Here is a 14,790-nt window from a genome sequence, read left to right on the forward strand (position 1 = left end):
GGCTACGCCTCCTCTTCTTTCTGAATGTCGTTCTTGTCCTTGCGGCTGAACTCGATCTCGACGCGCGCCTTGGCGATCTCGTCGAAGGTGACACGGCGGGCGGTGGGCTTACGGCCCTTCACACCCGGCACCTCCAGGTCGAGGCCATCGTCATCCACGGTCAGGATCCGCGCGACCAGCTCGCCGCCCTCGACCAGCTGGAACCTGGCCAGCCGGCCCACAGCGCGTACGTACTGGCGGTGCTCCTTGAGCGGGCGCTCGGCCCCGGGGGAGGTCACTTCGAGCTGGTACTCGCCGTCTCCCATGACGTCGCTCTCGTCGAGCTTGTCGGAGATGACACGACTCAGCTCGGCGCAGGCGTCGAGGTCCACGCCCTCTTCGGAATCCACGACGACCCGGAGCACACGGCGCCGGCCGACCCGGGACAGCTCGATCTCTTCCAGATCCAGATCCGCGGCGCTGACGAGCGGTTCGAGCAGTCCGCGCAGCCTCTCGCTCTGGGTGGTGCTCATCCGGGTGACTCCTCGGCCGCGTGTGCTGTTGTGGGTTTCGTCGTGTGTCAGCACAAAGGGTATCCGGTCCCGGGGGGTGTTGCCGTCCACCCGCGGCTGACCCGCAGGTACGCTCTCGCCTGCGGTGATCACGGCAAGGACAGGGCCCGGGCCCGAGGGGAGAAGCGTGGAGCGCACGGGGACGACACGCAGACGTGCGCTCATGGCGACGGGAGCGGCGGCGGCCGCGGCCCTGACCGGGTGCTCGTCGGACGAGCCCCCCGTCCGGCGGACCTCGCCGGCGCCCGTCTCGGCAGAGACCGCGCTGCGGCGGCGCAGTGCGGCAGCGAGCAGTGCGCTGCTCGGGCGATACGACGAGGTCCTCGTCGCCCATCCGGGGCTGGCGTCCCGGCTGGCACCACTGCGAGCAGCGGTCGCACGCCATGTGGAGGCGCTGTCGCCCACGGGGGTGAGGCCTTCGGCATCCGCGGCCGCGTCCGCCGGCGCCGCGCCCGGTGCGTCCCCGACCGCACGCCCCGACGCGACGCCTGTGGCCACGGACGCCGACACGGCCGTACGGGCGCTGGCTTCGGCCGAGCGGAGTACCGCCGACGCACACACCGCCGCGCTGGCCGACGCCCCGCCGGAGTACGCCCGGCTGCTCGCGTCGGTCGCCGCGGCCGGGGCCGGGCACGCGTACCTGCTGACGGAAGGGACCCGCGCATGAGCACGCTGCAGGCGGCACAGGCCGCGCTCGCCGCCGAGCACGCCGCCGTGTACGGGTACGGAGTCGTCGGCGGCCGGGCCGGTGAGAGCAGACGGGCCGAGGCCATGGCGGCGCACGCCGCGCACCGGGCCCGCCGCGATGCGCTGGAGCGGACCGTGCGCGACCTCGGCGGGACGCCGGTGGCCGCGCAGGCCGCGTACGCCCTGCCGTTCCCGGTGCCGGACGCCGCCGCGGCGGTGCGGCTCGCCGCGGTGCTGGAGGACCGGGTCGCGGGCGCCTACTCCGATCTCGTCCGGGCTGCCGAGGGCGCGCTGCGCCGGGAGGCCGCGGGTGCGCTCCGCGAAGCGGCGGTGCGGGCCGTGCGGTGGCGGGGTACCGGCGTAGCCTTTCCAGGGCTCGCCGAGCGAGCCACAAGGCAGTGAAAGGGAACAACGCACGCATGGGTTCTGAACCGCCCCAGCGTCTGGTGCGGGCGCTCGGCGACAGCGACTGGCTCGGGCAGCTGCCGAAGCTCACCGAGGAGGCGGTCGCCCGGCACGGTCTCGAGATCGAGCGGGTGATGGCACCGGGCGGCCGGAGCAGCCTCGTCGTCCTCGTACGGCAGCAGGACGGCACTCCCGCCACGCTGAAGCTCGTCCCGCCGTTCGCCGCGCCCGAGCTGGAACGCGCCGCGCTCACGCACTGGAACGGCTTCGGCGCGGTGCGGCTGCTCGGCGGGGCCGAGGGGGTGCTGCTGCTGGAGCGGCTGCATCCCGAGGTGTCCGTGCGTTCTCTGCCGGAGGCGAAGGCACTGCTGGAGGCGGCGGGTACGCTGCGGCGCCTGTGGGTCGACCCACCGGCGGGCCACGCCTTCGAGACGGTCGCCGACCGTACGGCCCGCCAGGCGTCCGCGCTGTCGGCCCGGTCCGAGGCGGCACCGCCGGCCCTGGTGGCCGCGGCCCTGGGCGCCCGCGAGGAGCTGACCGCCCACTCCCCCGAGGTCCTCCTGCTCCACGGCAACTTCCGCCAGGGCAAGATCCTCGCGGGCGACCGCACTCCATGGCTCGCGGTCGGTCCTGAGCCGCTGGTCGGTGAACGCGCCTACGACCTCGCCCGGCTGGCCCGCGACCGCGTGGAGGACATGATCGCCACCTCCTCCGGCCCGTCCGCGGCCCGCCGCCGCGTGAACCGTCTCGCGGACTCCCTGGACGTGGACCGCGACCGCCTCCGCGGCTGGACGCTCTTCCGCGCGGTGGAATCGGGCACCCGGGCGCTGGCCGCGGGCCGGCGTGCGGAGGGCGAACTGGCGCTGGAGTTCGCGGGCTGGCTCTAGCCCGTTCCTGAACCCGGGCAGTTGCCCGTCTGCGGGCCGGTGGGTGGTTTGTGCCCACCCGTTCCGCCCCAGCGGAACGACTGCCCACAAACCACCAAGCCTGTCCGGCGTTTGAGGACGGACACACCGGACGCCGTCACGGCACCGGGCACACCGTGACCGCACCCCCGCCGGAGGCTCGCCGCACCACACCCCGGGGGCGACCGGCCCGAACCGGTCACCCCCGGCCGGGGTCAGGCCGTGACGCGGGCGATGGCCTCCTCGACCGTCAGTTCCTCGCGCTCGCCCGTCCGGCGGTCCTTCAGCTCCAGCACGCCTTCGGCCGAGCGACGCCCGGCCACCAGGATCTTCGGCACGCCGATCAGCTCCGCGTCCGTGAACTTCACGCCCGGGGAGACACCCGCACGGTCGTCCACGAGCACCCGCACCCCGGCCGCGCCCAGCTTCTCGGCGACGTCGAGCGCCAGCTCGGTCTGGAGCGCCTTGCCCGCCGCGACCACGTGCACGTCCGCCGGGGCGACCTCGCCCGGCCAGCACAGGCCCTGCTCGTCGGCGTGCTGCTCGGCGAGCGCCGCGACCGCGCGGGAGACGCCGATGCCGTACGAGCCCATGGTGACCCGCACCGGCTTTCCGTTCTGGCCCAGCACGTCGAGCTGGAAGGCGTCGGCGTACTTCCGGCCCAGCTGGAAGATGTGACCGATCTCGATCGCGCGGTCGAGCTTCAGCCCGGTGCCGCAGGACGGGCACGGGTCGCCGTCCTCGACCACGACGACGTCGAGGTAGTCGTCGACCTCGAAGTCACGGCCCGCGACCACATTGCGGGCATGCGTGTCGGGCTTGTTCGCGCCGGTGATCCACGCGGTGCCCGGTGCCACCCGCGGGTCGGCGATGTAGCGGACCTTCTCCAGGCCCTGCGGCCCGACGTACCCGCGAACCAGGTCCGGGCGGCCCACGAAGTCCTCCGCGGTGACCAGCTCGACGGTCGCCGGCGCGAGGTGGTCGGTGAGCTTGCCGAGGTCGACCTCGCGGTCGCCCGGGACGCCGACCGCGACGATCTCGCCGTCGACCTTCACGAGGAGGTTCTTGAGCGTCGCGGAGGCCGGCACGCCCAGGTGCTCGGCGAGCGTCTCGATGGTCGGGGTGTCGGGGGTGTCCAGTTCCTCGACCGCTCCGTGCTCCGCGGTGACCGGCTCCAGCGCGAACGTGACCGCCTCGGTGTTCGCGGCGTAGTCGCAGGAGGGGCAGTACACGAAGGTGTCCTCGCCCGCCGCCGCAGGCGCCAGGAACTCCTCGGACGCCGAGCCGCCCATCGCGCCGGAGACCGCGGACACGATCCGGTGCTCCAGGCCGAGCCGCTGGAAGATCTTGATGTACGCCTCGCGGTGCAGCCGGTACGACTCCGCCAGCCCCTCGTCCGAGGTGTCGAAGGAGTACGAGTCCTTCATCTGGAACTCACGGCCGCGCAGGATGCCCGACCGCGGACGCGCCTCGTCGCGGTACTTCGTCTGGATCTGGTACAGAATGACCGGAAGGTCCTTGTACGAGGTGCACTGGTCCTTCACCAGCTGGGTGAAGATCTCCTCGTGCGTCGGGCCCAGCAGATAGTCCGCGCCCTTGCGGTCCTGGAGGCGGAACAGCTCGGCGCCGTACTCCTCCCAGCGCCCGGTCGCCTCGTACGGCTCCTTGGGCAGCAGGGCGGGAAGCAGCACCTCCTGGGCGCCGATGGCGTCCATCTCCTCGCGCACGACCCGGGCGACGTTCTCCAGGACCCGCATGCCGAGCGGCAGCCAGCTCCAGATGCCCGCGGCGTTGCGTCGGACGTAGCCCGCGCGGACGAGGAGCTTGTGGCTGAGCGTCTCGGCGTCCGCCGGGTCGTCGCGCAGTGTCTTGACCATCAGACGGGACATGCGCTGGACCTGGGCTGCCATGGGTTAACTCCTGCGTACAAGAAAGGGTGATGTGCAGGAGGTTAGCCGGGCGGTGCCAGCGGGCGGAAATCAGTTCCCCGCACGCGGCGCCCGTATCACCCGGGGTAAACCGCCGGACCCCGGGCAGAGCCCCGTTCAGCGCCGCAGCAGCGGCAACGGCGCGCCCATCACCGCGTACGGCTTCGGCGCGCTCGGGAAGAGGACCCGGCGAGCCAGGTCCCGGTAGCCGAGGGTCCGGTAGAGCCCGCGCGCCGGGCTCTCCATGTCGATCGCGGAGAGGATGGACCGGGGCTGGTCCACACCGTCCGTGATGGTGGTGATCAGGGTGCGGCCGATGCCGCGCCCCTGGTAGCCGGGGTGGACATGCAGCTCGGTGATCACGAAGGAGTCGTCCAGCCAGTCGTCGGAGCCGTTGGTGCGCAGGTACGGCTCGACGACGGTGGACCACCAGTGGGTGCGGTCGTTGGGCATGCCGTAGACGAAGCCGACCAGGCGTCCCTCGGGCGTCGTCGCCCCGTAGGCGTGGGCACCGGGATAGAGCAGATGCCTGAGGACGATGTGGCGGCGTACGGCGACCTCGTCCTCGCTCAGTCCGAAGGCGAGGGCCTGCACCGCGAGGGCGTCGTCCACCCGTGCGGCGAGGTTGACCGGTCCGACCTCGACATCCTCTTCCATGCCGGGAACCCTACTTCGCCGTCAGCACGTCAGAACAGCACGCTCATGAACGCACCGACCTCGCGGAATCCGACGCGTCGGTACGCCGCCCTGGCCGCGGTGTTGTAGTCGTTGACGTACAGGCTGACGACGGGGGCGACATCGGCGAGGGCGTAGCGGATTACGGCGGCCATGCCGGTCTCGGAGAGGCCGCGGCCGCGGAATTCGGGGGCGACCCAGACGCCCTGGATCTGGCAGGCCTGCGGGGTGGCCGCGCCGATCTCGGCCTTGAAGACGACCTTGCCGTCGTCGATGCGGGCGAAGGACCGGCCGGAGCCGACGAGCTCCGCGACGCGGGCCTGGTAGAGCAGTCCGCCGTCGCCGGCCATCGGCGAGACGCCGACCTCCTCGGTGAACATGGCCACGCACGCGGGCATGATCACATCCATCTCGTCCTTGCGGATGCGGCGGACGTACGGGTCGGGTTCGATGTCCGGCGGCATCGACTCGGTGATCATGAGCGGCTGGTGGGCACGGACCTCGCGGGCGGGTCCCCAGCTGGGCTCCAGCAGCCGCCACAGCTGGGCGGTGGTCTCGGCCGGTCCCACGATCGAGGAGCAGCGGCGGCCGGTCCTGCGGGCGCGCTCGGCGAAGGCGCGGACGGCCTCGGGGGTGGCGCAGATGGGGACCAGGTTGGCGCCGGAGTAGCAGAGGGAGCGGAGCCGTCCCTCCGCGTACCAGCCCCACATCTCGCCGCCGAGACGCCAGGGATCGAGACCGGCGACCTGGACGCGAGCGGCGACGAAGGCGTTGGCGACGGGGTCGCTCTCCAGGACGCCGAGGGCGGCGCCGAGATCGGCGGGGTCGAGGACCCGGGTGGTGGTCTGCGTCAGCACGAGGGGGCCCTCCATCACTCCTTGCGGGCAACGACAGGTGCCGCTCGGTCGGCTAGCGTCGGCGCGTACATATGGCTGCATACGGCCTGCTGATCTCCGCACTTTACCTGGAGATGCCGAGCCGTACCGCTCACGCGAAAGGACCGGGCCCCGGCTGCGGGGGCCCGGTCCTTCGCGGTATGCGGGGGAGTCAGCTGACTGAGACTTCCGGCTCGCCGGAGGCGATGCCGTCCTTCTCCATCTGCTCGGCGATCTTCAGGGCCTCTTCGATCAGGGTCTCGACGATCTTCGACTCGGGGACGGTCTTGATGACTTCGCCCTTGACGAAGATCTGCCCCTTGCCGTTGCCGGACGCGACACCCAGGTCCGCCTCGCGGGCCTCGCCCGGCCCGTTGACGACGCAGCCCATGACGGCGACGCGCAGCGGGACCTCCATGCCCTCAAGTCCCGCCGACACCTGGTCGGCCAGCTTGTAGACGTCGACCTGGGCGCGGCCGCAGGACGGGCAGGAGACGATCTCCAGGCGTCGCTGGCGCAGGTTCAGCGACTCCAGGATCTGGATGCCGACCTTGACCTCCTCGGCCGGCGGCGCGGACAGCGAGACGCGGATGGTGTCGCCGATGCCCTCGCTGAGCAGTGCGCCGAAGGCGACGGCGGACTTGATGGTGCCCTGGAAGGCCGGACCGGCCTCGGTCACACCGAGGTGCAGCGGGTAGTCGCACTGGGCGGCCAGCTGCCGGTAGGCGTTGACCATGACGACCGGGTCGTTGTGCTTGACCGAGATCTTGATGTCGTGGAAGTCGTGCTCCTCGAAGAGGGACGCCTCCCACAGCGCCGACTCGACCAGCGCCTCGGGGGTTGCCTTGCCGTACTTCTTCAGGAGCCGGGCGTCGAGGGAGCCCGCGTTGACGCCGATACGGATCGGGGTGCCCGCGTCCTTGGCGGCCCGGGCGATCTCCTTGACCTTGTCGTCGAACTGCTTGATGTTGCCGGGGTTGACGCGGACGGCCGCACAGCCGGCGTCGATGGCGGCGAACACGTACTTCGGCTGGAAGTGGATGTCCGCGATCACCGGGATCTGCGACTTCCTGGCGATGGTGGAGAGCGCGTCGGCGTCGTCCTGCGTGGGGCAGGCGACGCGCACGATCTGGCAGCCCGACGCGGTCAGCTCGGCGATCTGCTGCAGCGTGGCACCGACGTCGGAGGTCCGCGTCGTCGTCATCGACTGCACCGACACGGGCGCGTCGCCGCCGACGGCGACCGAGCCGACCTGGATCTTGCGGCTGACCCTCCGGTCGGCGAGCTTGGTCGGAACGGACGGCATACCGAGAGAAATCGCGGTCATCTGCTGTGCAACCCCAAGGTGTGGATCGAGGCCCCGAGAGGCGGGCTCCAGCCTTTGAGATTACGCCACGGGCCTGTGCCCCAGCACACCGCGGCGGCAAACCACCCAAAGGGACGCGGCCGGACACCACACAGTGTCCGGCCGCGTCATTTCGACTGGGGGTCCGGGGGTCGTCCCCCGGGTGAACACAGCGACCAGGGGTCCGGGGGTCGTCCCCCAGGAAGCACGGCGCTACGAGATCTTCACCGGATTGACGATGTCCGCGACCAGCACGAGCAGCGTGAAGCAGATGAAGATCCCCGCAACCACGTACGCGACCGGCATCAGCTTCGCGACGTCGAACGGTCCGGGGTCGGGCCGCCGGAACACCCTGGCGACATGGCGTCGCACGGACTCCCACAGGGCCCCCGCGATGTGCCCGCCGTCGAGCGGCAGCAGCGGCAGCATGTTGAACAGGAACAGGGAGAGGTTGAAGCCCGCGAGCAGCATCAGGAACGTCGCAACGATGTTCTGCGTGGGTGCGTCGAGGTTGAGCACCTCACCGCTGATGCGCGCGGCGCCGACCACACCGACCGGGGAGTCGTCCTTGCGTTCGCCGTCGCCGAAGGCCGCGGCCCAGAGGTCGGGGACCTTGCCGGGGAGGCTGATGATCGACTCGACGCCGTTCTCGAACATGTCGCCCATGCGGTCCAGGGACTGGCCGAAGGTCTGCGGCACGATCTCGGTCCTGGCGGCGAAGCCCAGATAACCGGCGGGGACGAACTTGCCGGCGATGACCTCTCCGTCCGAGTCCTTGGCGGCCACCATGTTCTTCTGCAGGGTGGGGTGCAGGACCTGCTCCTGGCCGTCGCGTACGACGGTCAGGGTCGCCGGGCCGATGGTGGCCCGGATGCGCTCGGACAGCGTGCCCCAGTCGTCGACCCGCTCACCGTTGAAGGCGACGATCTTGTCGCCCGGCCGCAGGCCTGCGGCGTGGGCCGGCGAGACCGGGTCGCCCTTCGCGCACGTGTCGCGCTTCTCGCTCTGCTCGATCACACACTTCTGGACGCCCGCGACCTCGGTCGTCTGGGTCGCGAAGCCGAAGGTCATCGAGATGCCGAGGAAGATCGCGACGGCGAGCACCAGGTTCATGAACGGGCCCGCGAACATCACGATGACGCGCTTCCAGGGCTTGCGCGTGTAGAAGAGCCGGGTCTCGTCGCCGGGCTGCAGCTCTTCGAAGGCCGCGGAACGGGCGTCCTCGATCATTCCGCGCCAGGGCGAGGTGGAACGGGCCTCGATACGGCCGTCCGGTCCCGGCGGGAACATCCCGATCATGCGGATGTAGCCGCCGGCCGGGATGGCCTTGATTCCGTACTCCGTCTCGCCTTTGTGCCGCGACCAGATGGTGGGGCCGAAGCCGACCATGTACTGGGGCACGCGGATACCGAACAGCTTGGCCGTGGAGAGATGGCCGAGCTCGTGCCAGGCGATGGAGACGAGCAGTCCGACGGCGAAGAGCGCTATGCCGAGGACCGTCAACAGAATCGTCATGCGCGAGCCTCCGCTGTCGCCTTCGTTGTCTTTTCCGTCTGTGCTGTCTTTTCAGCCTGTCCGGCCAGTTCCCGTGCGCGGGCGCGCGCCCAGGTCTCCGCTTCCAGGACGTCCGACACCGTCAGCGAGGTTCCCCGGCCGGGGGTTCCGTGCTCGCCGACGACTGCCGTGACCGTATCCATGATTCCGTTGAACGGCAGCCGCCCCGCGAGAAACGCGTCGACGCATTCCTCGTTCGCGGCATTGAACACCGCAGGCGCCGTACCGCCCAGCTCCCCCACGTGCCGGGCGAGTCCCACGGACGGGAAGGCCTCGGTGTCGAGCGGGAAGAACTCCCAGGTGGAGGCCTTCGACCAGTCGAAGGCGGGCGCGGCGTCGGGCACCCGCTGCGGCCAGCCGAGGCCGATCGCGATCGGTCCCCGCATATCGGGCGGGGTGGCCTGGGCGAGGGTCGAGCCGTCCGTGAACTCCACCATCGAGTGGACGTAGGACTGAGGGTGGACGACGACCTCGATGCGGTCGAACGGAATGTCGTAGAGGAGATGCGCCTCGATGACTTCCAGGCCCTTGTTGACCAGGGTCGCGCTGTTGACCGTGATCACCGGGCCCATCGCCCAGGTGGGGTGCGCGAGGGCGTCCTCGGGCGTGACATCCGCCAGTTCGGCCTTGGTGCGGCCGCGGAAGGGCCCGCCGGAGGCGGTGACGACGAGTTTGCGGACATCGGCGCGGGTGCCTGCGGCCAGGGCCTGGAAGAGCGCGGCGTGCTCGGAGTCGACGGGGATGATCTGGCCGGGCTTCGCCAGCGCCTTGACCAGCGGGCCGCCGACGATCAGCGACTCCTTGTTGGCGAGGGCGAGCGTACGCCCCGCTTCCAGGGCGGCGAGGGTGGGGGCGAGGCCGATGGAGCCGGTGATGCCGTTGAGCACGGTGTGGCAGTCCGAGGCGGCGAGCTCGGTCGCCGCGTCGGGACCCGCGAGGATCTCGGGGAGCGGCTCGCCCGGCCCGTACTGCGCCTGGAGAGCCTCCTTGAGCGCGGGCACGACCTCCTCGCGCGCGACGGCGACCGTACGCACCCGCAGTCGGTGCGCCTGCTCGGCGAGCAGACCGACCCGGCCGCCGGCCGCGGAGAGGCCGGTGACACGGAAGCGGTCGGGGTTGCGCAGCACCAGGTCGATGGCCTGTGTGCCGATGGACCCGGTGGAGCCGAGGACGACGATGTCCCGGCGGCCTTCGGACGGATCGAAGGCGATGTGCGGGTCGGCGAGGGGGGATGGGCTGTCGCTCATGCCCCCCATTGTGGCCGCATCCGCTGTGCGCCCGGACAGGGCGTCTCTACGCGCCCTTGCCGCCCCCTGCGGAGAACTTCTCCCACTGCGCCGTGATCACTTCCTCCGGGACTCCACCGATGTCCTTCGTATCGGTGATCTCACCGCGGAAGGACAGCGTGGTGGAGCCGGACCGGACGATCGTGAGGTACTCGTACAGCTTCAGCTTTCCCTTCACGTCGAGGATGGTGAAGCGGTACGCCTTCGCCTCGTCGCCGACGGCGGGCGCCTTGGCCGGCTCGACCTTCAGATACTTCGCGTTCGCGATGGCGCGCACCTCGGTGAATCCCGTGGCGCACTTCTTGCCTGCGGTGTCGAGGGCCTTCATGACGCCGGCCGCGCCGTCGCCCCCGTACGAGCGCAGCTGAACGGTGACGGTGGTGCCGGTCATCTCGTCGGGGACGTCGACCTTGCGGTGCACCTCGGCGGCGGGGTGGAAGGACGTGGCGGCGGAGGCGAGGCTGACCAGGGGCTGGCAGAGGACGGGGTCGGCCGTGTAGTCCTCGCCCAGCGGTGTGCCGAGGGTGAACTCGGAGGCGGTGTACTTGCCGACCTTCTCTCCGTCGGTGAAGGCGAGGGCGGTCAGCTGCTTCTCGGTCAGCGCGCCGGCGGCGGGGGCCGCAGTGGGCTTGGCGCCGTCCCTGGGCTTGTCGTCCTGCTTCGCGTCGCCGCTGCAGGCAGCCGTGCCCGCCAGTACGGCACCGGCGAGTGCGACGGCGGCCGCGCTCCGCATCATCCGGTTCCTCTGGTTCCCCGCCCCGAACATCCCTGCCCCTTCTCCGTGTTGACCGTGATCGACGCTCGATTGTGGGGCCGCGGGTCAGTTGCTGTCGAGAAGCGTGGCGAAGACCTCATGGAACCCGGGGAACGTCTTGCGTACGCAGCCGGGGTCGTCGTACGTCATGCCGGGCGCCCACAGTCCGGTGACGGCGAACGACATCACGATGCGGTGGTCCCCGTGGGTCGTGATCTCGGCGGCGCGGGGGGTCCCGGGCCGGATCTCGATCCAGTCGGGGCCGGTGGTGGCGGTGATGCCGAGACGGCGCAGGTTCTCCGCGCAGGCCTCCAGGCGGTCGCACTCCTTCACACGCGTGTTGCCGACGTCCTCGATGCGGACCGGTCCGTCGGCGAAGGGCGCCACCGCGGCGAGGGTGGGCATCGTGTCGGAGATGTCGCGCATGTTGACGGTGAGTCCGCGCAGCCGGCCGGTGCCGCGGACGGTGGTGCCGGCCTCGGTGACCCGGACATCGGCGCCCATCCGTGCCAGTACCTCGGTGAAGCGCAGATCGCCCTGGAGTGCGCCGGTGCCGAGGCCGGGGACGGTGATCTCGCGGCCGGGAGTGACGGCCGCGGCCGCGAAGAAGTAGCTCGCGGTGGAGGCGTCCGGTTCGACGGCGTACGTCGTGGCCCGGTAGCCGCCGGGCGGGATGGTGAAAGTGTCGCCGCGCCGGGTCACTGCGACGCCGAAGGCCCGCATCATCGCGATCGTGATCTCGACGTACGGGGCGGAGACGAGGTCCGTGACGGTGATCCGCAGGCCCTCGGCGGTGAGCGGCCCGAGCATCAGCAGTGCGGTCAGGTACTGGGAGGACTGGCCCGCGTCGAGGGTGAGTTCGCCGCCCTTGATGCCGTGGGCGGCGATGCGCAGGGGGTGGTGGCCTTCGGCCTCTTCGTGGCTGAGGTCCGCACCGAGGGTGCGCAGGGCCTCGGTGAGCGGGCCGAGCGGGCGGCGGCGCATCTGCGGGGAGGCGTCGAAGCGGTAGCTGCCGTGTCCCGCGGCGGCGAGCGTGGGCAGGAAGCGGGCGGTGGTGGCGCCGTCCCGGCAGTACACATCGGCCTCGGTGGCCGCGGGGCCGTGCGGCCTGCCGTCGATCCGCCAGGCACCCGGTTCCCGCGCCACGCGGTAGCCGAGGCGGGTCAGGCCCTCGGCGAAACCCTCGGTGTCGTCGGACACGAGGGGGCGTACGAGGGTGGTCGTCCCGTCGGCTGCGGCGGCGAGGAAGAGGGCGCGCGCGGTGACGGACTTGGAGCCGGGGATGTCGATGACGGTCACGGCGCCATCCTGCCGCCGGCCGGTGCCGCCGGACCGGGGTGTCCACACCGTGGACGACGGACGGGTGTCCACACCGTGGACGACGGCCTTCCCGGGGGCACCCCGGCCCGGGGCGGGGTGCCGCACGAAACGACGCCCGCCCCGGGGGCGGTGCCACCCGTTCCTCCCCAGGGCTTCGTCCTGGGGGACCTCCATGAACGAATGCCCCACAACGGGGTTGTCAGCGGATGGGACGGTGGACGTTCTCCCGAGTCGCCGGGCCCGGCGTCGCGTCCGCGATCCAGGGACCGTCGCCACTGGGATCGATGACGCCTTCCTCCAGCCACGTGTGGGCGCCGGCCAGGATGTCGTTCACCACCTTGCGGTCGAGATCGTCGGTGTTGGTCCAGAGCCGGCCGAAGAGCTCCTCGACCCGGATACGGGACTGCCGGCAGAAGGCGTCGGCCAGCTGGTACGCCTCGCGGCCGTGGTCGCCCTGCTTGCGGAGGAGCTCCGCCCGTACGCAGGTGGCGCTCATCGCGAACAGTTCCGCGCCGATGTCGACGATCCGGCCGAGGAAGCCCTGTTTGGTCTCCATCCGGCCCTGCCACCGGGACATGGCGTAGAAGGTGGAGCGAGCCAGCTTGCGCGCCGAGCGTTCCACGTAGCGCAGATGGGTGGAGAGGTCCACATGGCCGCGCGGGTGGAACTCGGCGAACGAGCGCGGGAGTTGGCCGGGCCCGGCGACGAGCTTCGGCAGCCAGCGGGCGTAGAAGGCCGTGGCCTGGGCACCTGCCTTCGCCTTGTCGCCGAAGGACTTGTCCGGGTCGATGATGTCGCCGGCGACGGCGAGATGGGCGTCGACGGCCTCGCGGGCGATCAGCAGATGCATGATCTCGGTCGAGCCCTCGAAGATGCGGTTGATGCGCAGGTCGCGCAGCATCTGCTCGGCGGGGACGGCACGTTCGCCGCGGGCGGCGAGCGAGTCCGCGGTCTCGAATCCGCGGCCGCCGCGGATCTGGACCAGTTCGTCGGCCATCAGCCAGGCCATCTCGGACCCGTACAGCTTGGCGAGGGCCGCCTCGATGCGGATGTCGTTGCGGTCCTCGTCGGCCATCTGGGACGACAGGTCGACAACGGCCTCCAGGGCGAAGGTGGTGGCGGCGATGAAGGAGATCTTCGCGCCGACGGCCTCGTGCTTGGCGACGGGCCTGCCCCACTGCTCGCGCACGGCGGACCATTCGCGGGCGATCTTCAGGCACCACTTGCCGGCGCCCACGCACATCGCGGGCAGGGACAGCCGGCCGGTGTTGAGCGTGGTCAGGGCGATCTTGAGGCCGGCACCCTCGGGGCCGATACGGTTCGCGGCGGGAACCCGGACCTGGTGGAAGCGGGTGACGCCGTTCTCGATGCCGCGCAGGCCCATGAAGGCGTTGCGGTTCTCGACCGTGATGCCGTCGGACGCCGCCTCGACGACGAAGGCGGTGATGCCGCCCTTGTGGCCCTCCGCCCCTTCTCCAGTCGAACGCCGCGGGACCCTGGCCATGACGACGAGGAGGTCGGCGACGACACCGTTCGTCGTCCAGAGCTTCACGCCGTCGAGGACGTAGTCGTCGCCGTCCGGGACGGCGGTGGTGGCCAGCCGCGCCGGGTCGGATCCGACGTCCGGCTCGGTGAGCAGGAACGCCGAGATGTCGGTGCGGGCCAGGCGCGGCAGGAACGCGTCCTTCTGCTCCTGGGTGCCGAAGATCTTCAGCGGCTGCGGTACGCCGATCGACTGATGCGCGGACAGCAGCGCGCCGATCGCCGGGCTCACGGTACCGACCAGGGCCAGGGCCTTGTTGTAGTACACCTGGGTGAGGCCGAGCCCGCCGTACTTCGTGTCGATCTTCATGCCGAGGGCGCCGAGCTCCTTGAGCCCGTCGATCACGGCGTCGGGGATACGGGCCTCGCGCTCGATCAGCGCGCCGTCGATCTCTGTCTCGCAGAAGTCGCGCAGTTTGGCGAGGAACTCCTCGCCACGCTGCACGTCGTCCTCGGACGGCAGCGGATGTGGGTGGATCAGGTCGAGCCGGAAGCGGCCGAGGAACAGCTCCTTGGCGAAACTGGGCTTGCGCCAGCTCTGCTCGCGCGCAGCCTCGGCGACACGGCGTGCCTCACGCTCGGTGACCTTTGGTGCCCCGGTGACCTCAGGGGTCACGGTGACCTTTGGGGCGTCCTGCGGAGTGGATGGGGCGGACATGAGGGACTCACCTCACCGCTGAATCGAGGGCGGCCGGGCGGAATTACCGCACGGTGCTACTCGTCCGTATCTACCCGATTCTCGACCACCTCACCAGTCCTGCGGGGCAGCCGGGTGTATGGGCGCGAGGGGGTGTCCGGCCGATCCGGCCGGATCAGCGAGCGGGGTCTGGTGCTGGGGGCACCTCCCGTGCCCGAAGGGCTACGGGGGAGTGCGTGCCAGGGCACGCGAGCCCAGCCAGATCGGCCGGACACCCCCTGCCGCAAAAGGACGGCCGGAGCCCCCGCACAGTGGGCTCCGGCCGT

Annotated in this window: 13 protein-coding genes; 3 read left to right on the plus strand and 10 right to left on the minus strand. The window is 71.0% G+C overall.

Annotated elements, in window-relative coordinates:
• Window positions 1-2: 2 nt before the first annotated feature.
• Complete coding sequence (rimP, locus tag ACZ6ZQ_RS22640) at window positions 3-512, minus strand: ribosome maturation factor RimP (RefSeq protein WP_469770315.1); 510 nt, start codon at window positions 510-512, stop codon at window positions 3-5.
• A 166-nt stretch (window positions 513-678) separates the two neighbouring features.
• On the opposite strand from rimP, the gene ACZ6ZQ_RS22645 reads away from it, so the two are divergent.
• The 3 genes from ACZ6ZQ_RS22645 to ACZ6ZQ_RS22655 are packed head-to-tail and all read left to right on the plus strand — an operon-like array spanning window position 679 to window position 2,530.
• Window positions 679-1,218 carry a hypothetical protein gene (locus ACZ6ZQ_RS22645; RefSeq protein WP_469770316.1) on the plus strand — a complete coding sequence of 180 codons (540 nt, stop codon included), beginning with the start codon at window positions 679-681 and terminating at the stop codon, window positions 1,216-1,218.
• The gene (locus ACZ6ZQ_RS22650; protein ID WP_469770317.1) at window positions 1,215-1,640 is read left to right on the plus strand and encodes a ferritin-like domain-containing protein; all 426 of its coding nucleotides are present in this window, start codon (window positions 1,215-1,217) and stop codon (window positions 1,638-1,640) included. Before ACZ6ZQ_RS22645 ends, ACZ6ZQ_RS22650 begins: the two co-directional genes overlap by 4 nt.
• 17 nt (window positions 1,641-1,657) lie before the next feature.
• Window positions 1,658-2,530 carry an aminoglycoside phosphotransferase family protein gene (locus ACZ6ZQ_RS22655; protein ID WP_469770318.1) on the plus strand — a complete coding sequence of 291 codons (873 nt, stop codon included), beginning with the start codon at window positions 1,658-1,660 and terminating at the stop codon, window positions 2,528-2,530.
• A 233-nt stretch (window positions 2,531-2,763) separates the two neighbouring features.
• On the opposite strand, the gene ACZ6ZQ_RS22660 is transcribed toward ACZ6ZQ_RS22655, so the two are convergent.
• The 9 genes from ACZ6ZQ_RS22660 to ACZ6ZQ_RS22700 all read right to left on the minus strand — a co-directional run bounded on the left by ACZ6ZQ_RS22660 (window position 2,764) and on the right by ACZ6ZQ_RS22700 (window position 14,485).
• Window positions 2,764-4,458, minus strand: a complete 1,695-nt coding sequence (locus tag ACZ6ZQ_RS22660; RefSeq protein WP_469770319.1) for a proline--tRNA ligase — start codon at window positions 4,456-4,458, stop codon at window positions 2,764-2,766.
• A 135-nt stretch (window positions 4,459-4,593) separates the two neighbouring features.
• Window positions 4,594-5,133, minus strand: a complete 540-nt coding sequence (locus ACZ6ZQ_RS22665; RefSeq protein WP_469770320.1) for a GNAT family N-acetyltransferase — start codon at window positions 5,131-5,133, stop codon at window positions 4,594-4,596.
• Window positions 5,134-5,162: 29 nt separating this feature from the next.
• The gene (locus ACZ6ZQ_RS22670) at window positions 5,163-6,008 is read right to left on the minus strand and encodes a GNAT family N-acetyltransferase (RefSeq protein ID WP_469770421.1); all 846 of its coding nucleotides are present in this window, start codon (window positions 6,006-6,008) and stop codon (window positions 5,163-5,165) included.
• 190 nt (window positions 6,009-6,198) lie between these two features.
• Window positions 6,199-7,353 carry a flavodoxin-dependent (E)-4-hydroxy-3-methylbut-2-enyl-diphosphate synthase gene (gene ispG, locus ACZ6ZQ_RS22675; protein WP_469770321.1) on the minus strand — a complete coding sequence of 385 codons (1,155 nt, stop codon included), beginning with the start codon at window positions 7,351-7,353 and terminating at the stop codon, window positions 6,199-6,201.
• A gap of 231 nt (window positions 7,354-7,584) precedes the next feature.
• Window positions 7,585-8,886: a M50 family metallopeptidase gene (locus ACZ6ZQ_RS22680; RefSeq protein ID WP_469770322.1), complete on the minus strand. Its 1,302-nt coding sequence runs from the start codon at window positions 8,884-8,886 to the stop codon at window positions 7,585-7,587.
• Window positions 8,883-10,172, minus strand: coding sequence for a 1-deoxy-D-xylulose-5-phosphate reductoisomerase (gene dxr / locus ACZ6ZQ_RS22685; RefSeq protein ID WP_469770323.1), 1,290 nt, complete (start codon window positions 10,170-10,172; stop codon window positions 8,883-8,885). The genes ACZ6ZQ_RS22680 and dxr overlap by 4 nt, the downstream gene beginning before the upstream one ends.
• A gap of 46 nt (window positions 10,173-10,218) precedes the next feature.
• Complete coding sequence (locus ACZ6ZQ_RS22690; RefSeq protein ID WP_469770324.1) at window positions 10,219-10,947, minus strand: hypothetical protein; 729 nt, start codon at window positions 10,945-10,947, stop codon at window positions 10,219-10,221.
• 84 nt (window positions 10,948-11,031) lie between these two features.
• Entirely contained in the window at window positions 11,032-12,264 is a 1,233-nt protein-coding gene (aroA, locus tag ACZ6ZQ_RS22695; protein ID WP_469770325.1) for a 3-phosphoshikimate 1-carboxyvinyltransferase, read from the minus strand.
• Window positions 12,265-12,484: 220 nt separating this feature from the next.
• Window positions 12,485-14,485, minus strand: coding sequence for an acyl-CoA dehydrogenase family protein (locus ACZ6ZQ_RS22700; protein ID WP_469770326.1), 2,001 nt, complete (start codon window positions 14,483-14,485; stop codon window positions 12,485-12,487).
• Window positions 14,486-14,790 lie beyond the last annotated feature (305 nt).

Source organism: Streptomyces sp. NPDC053673, from assembly GCF_055585225.1.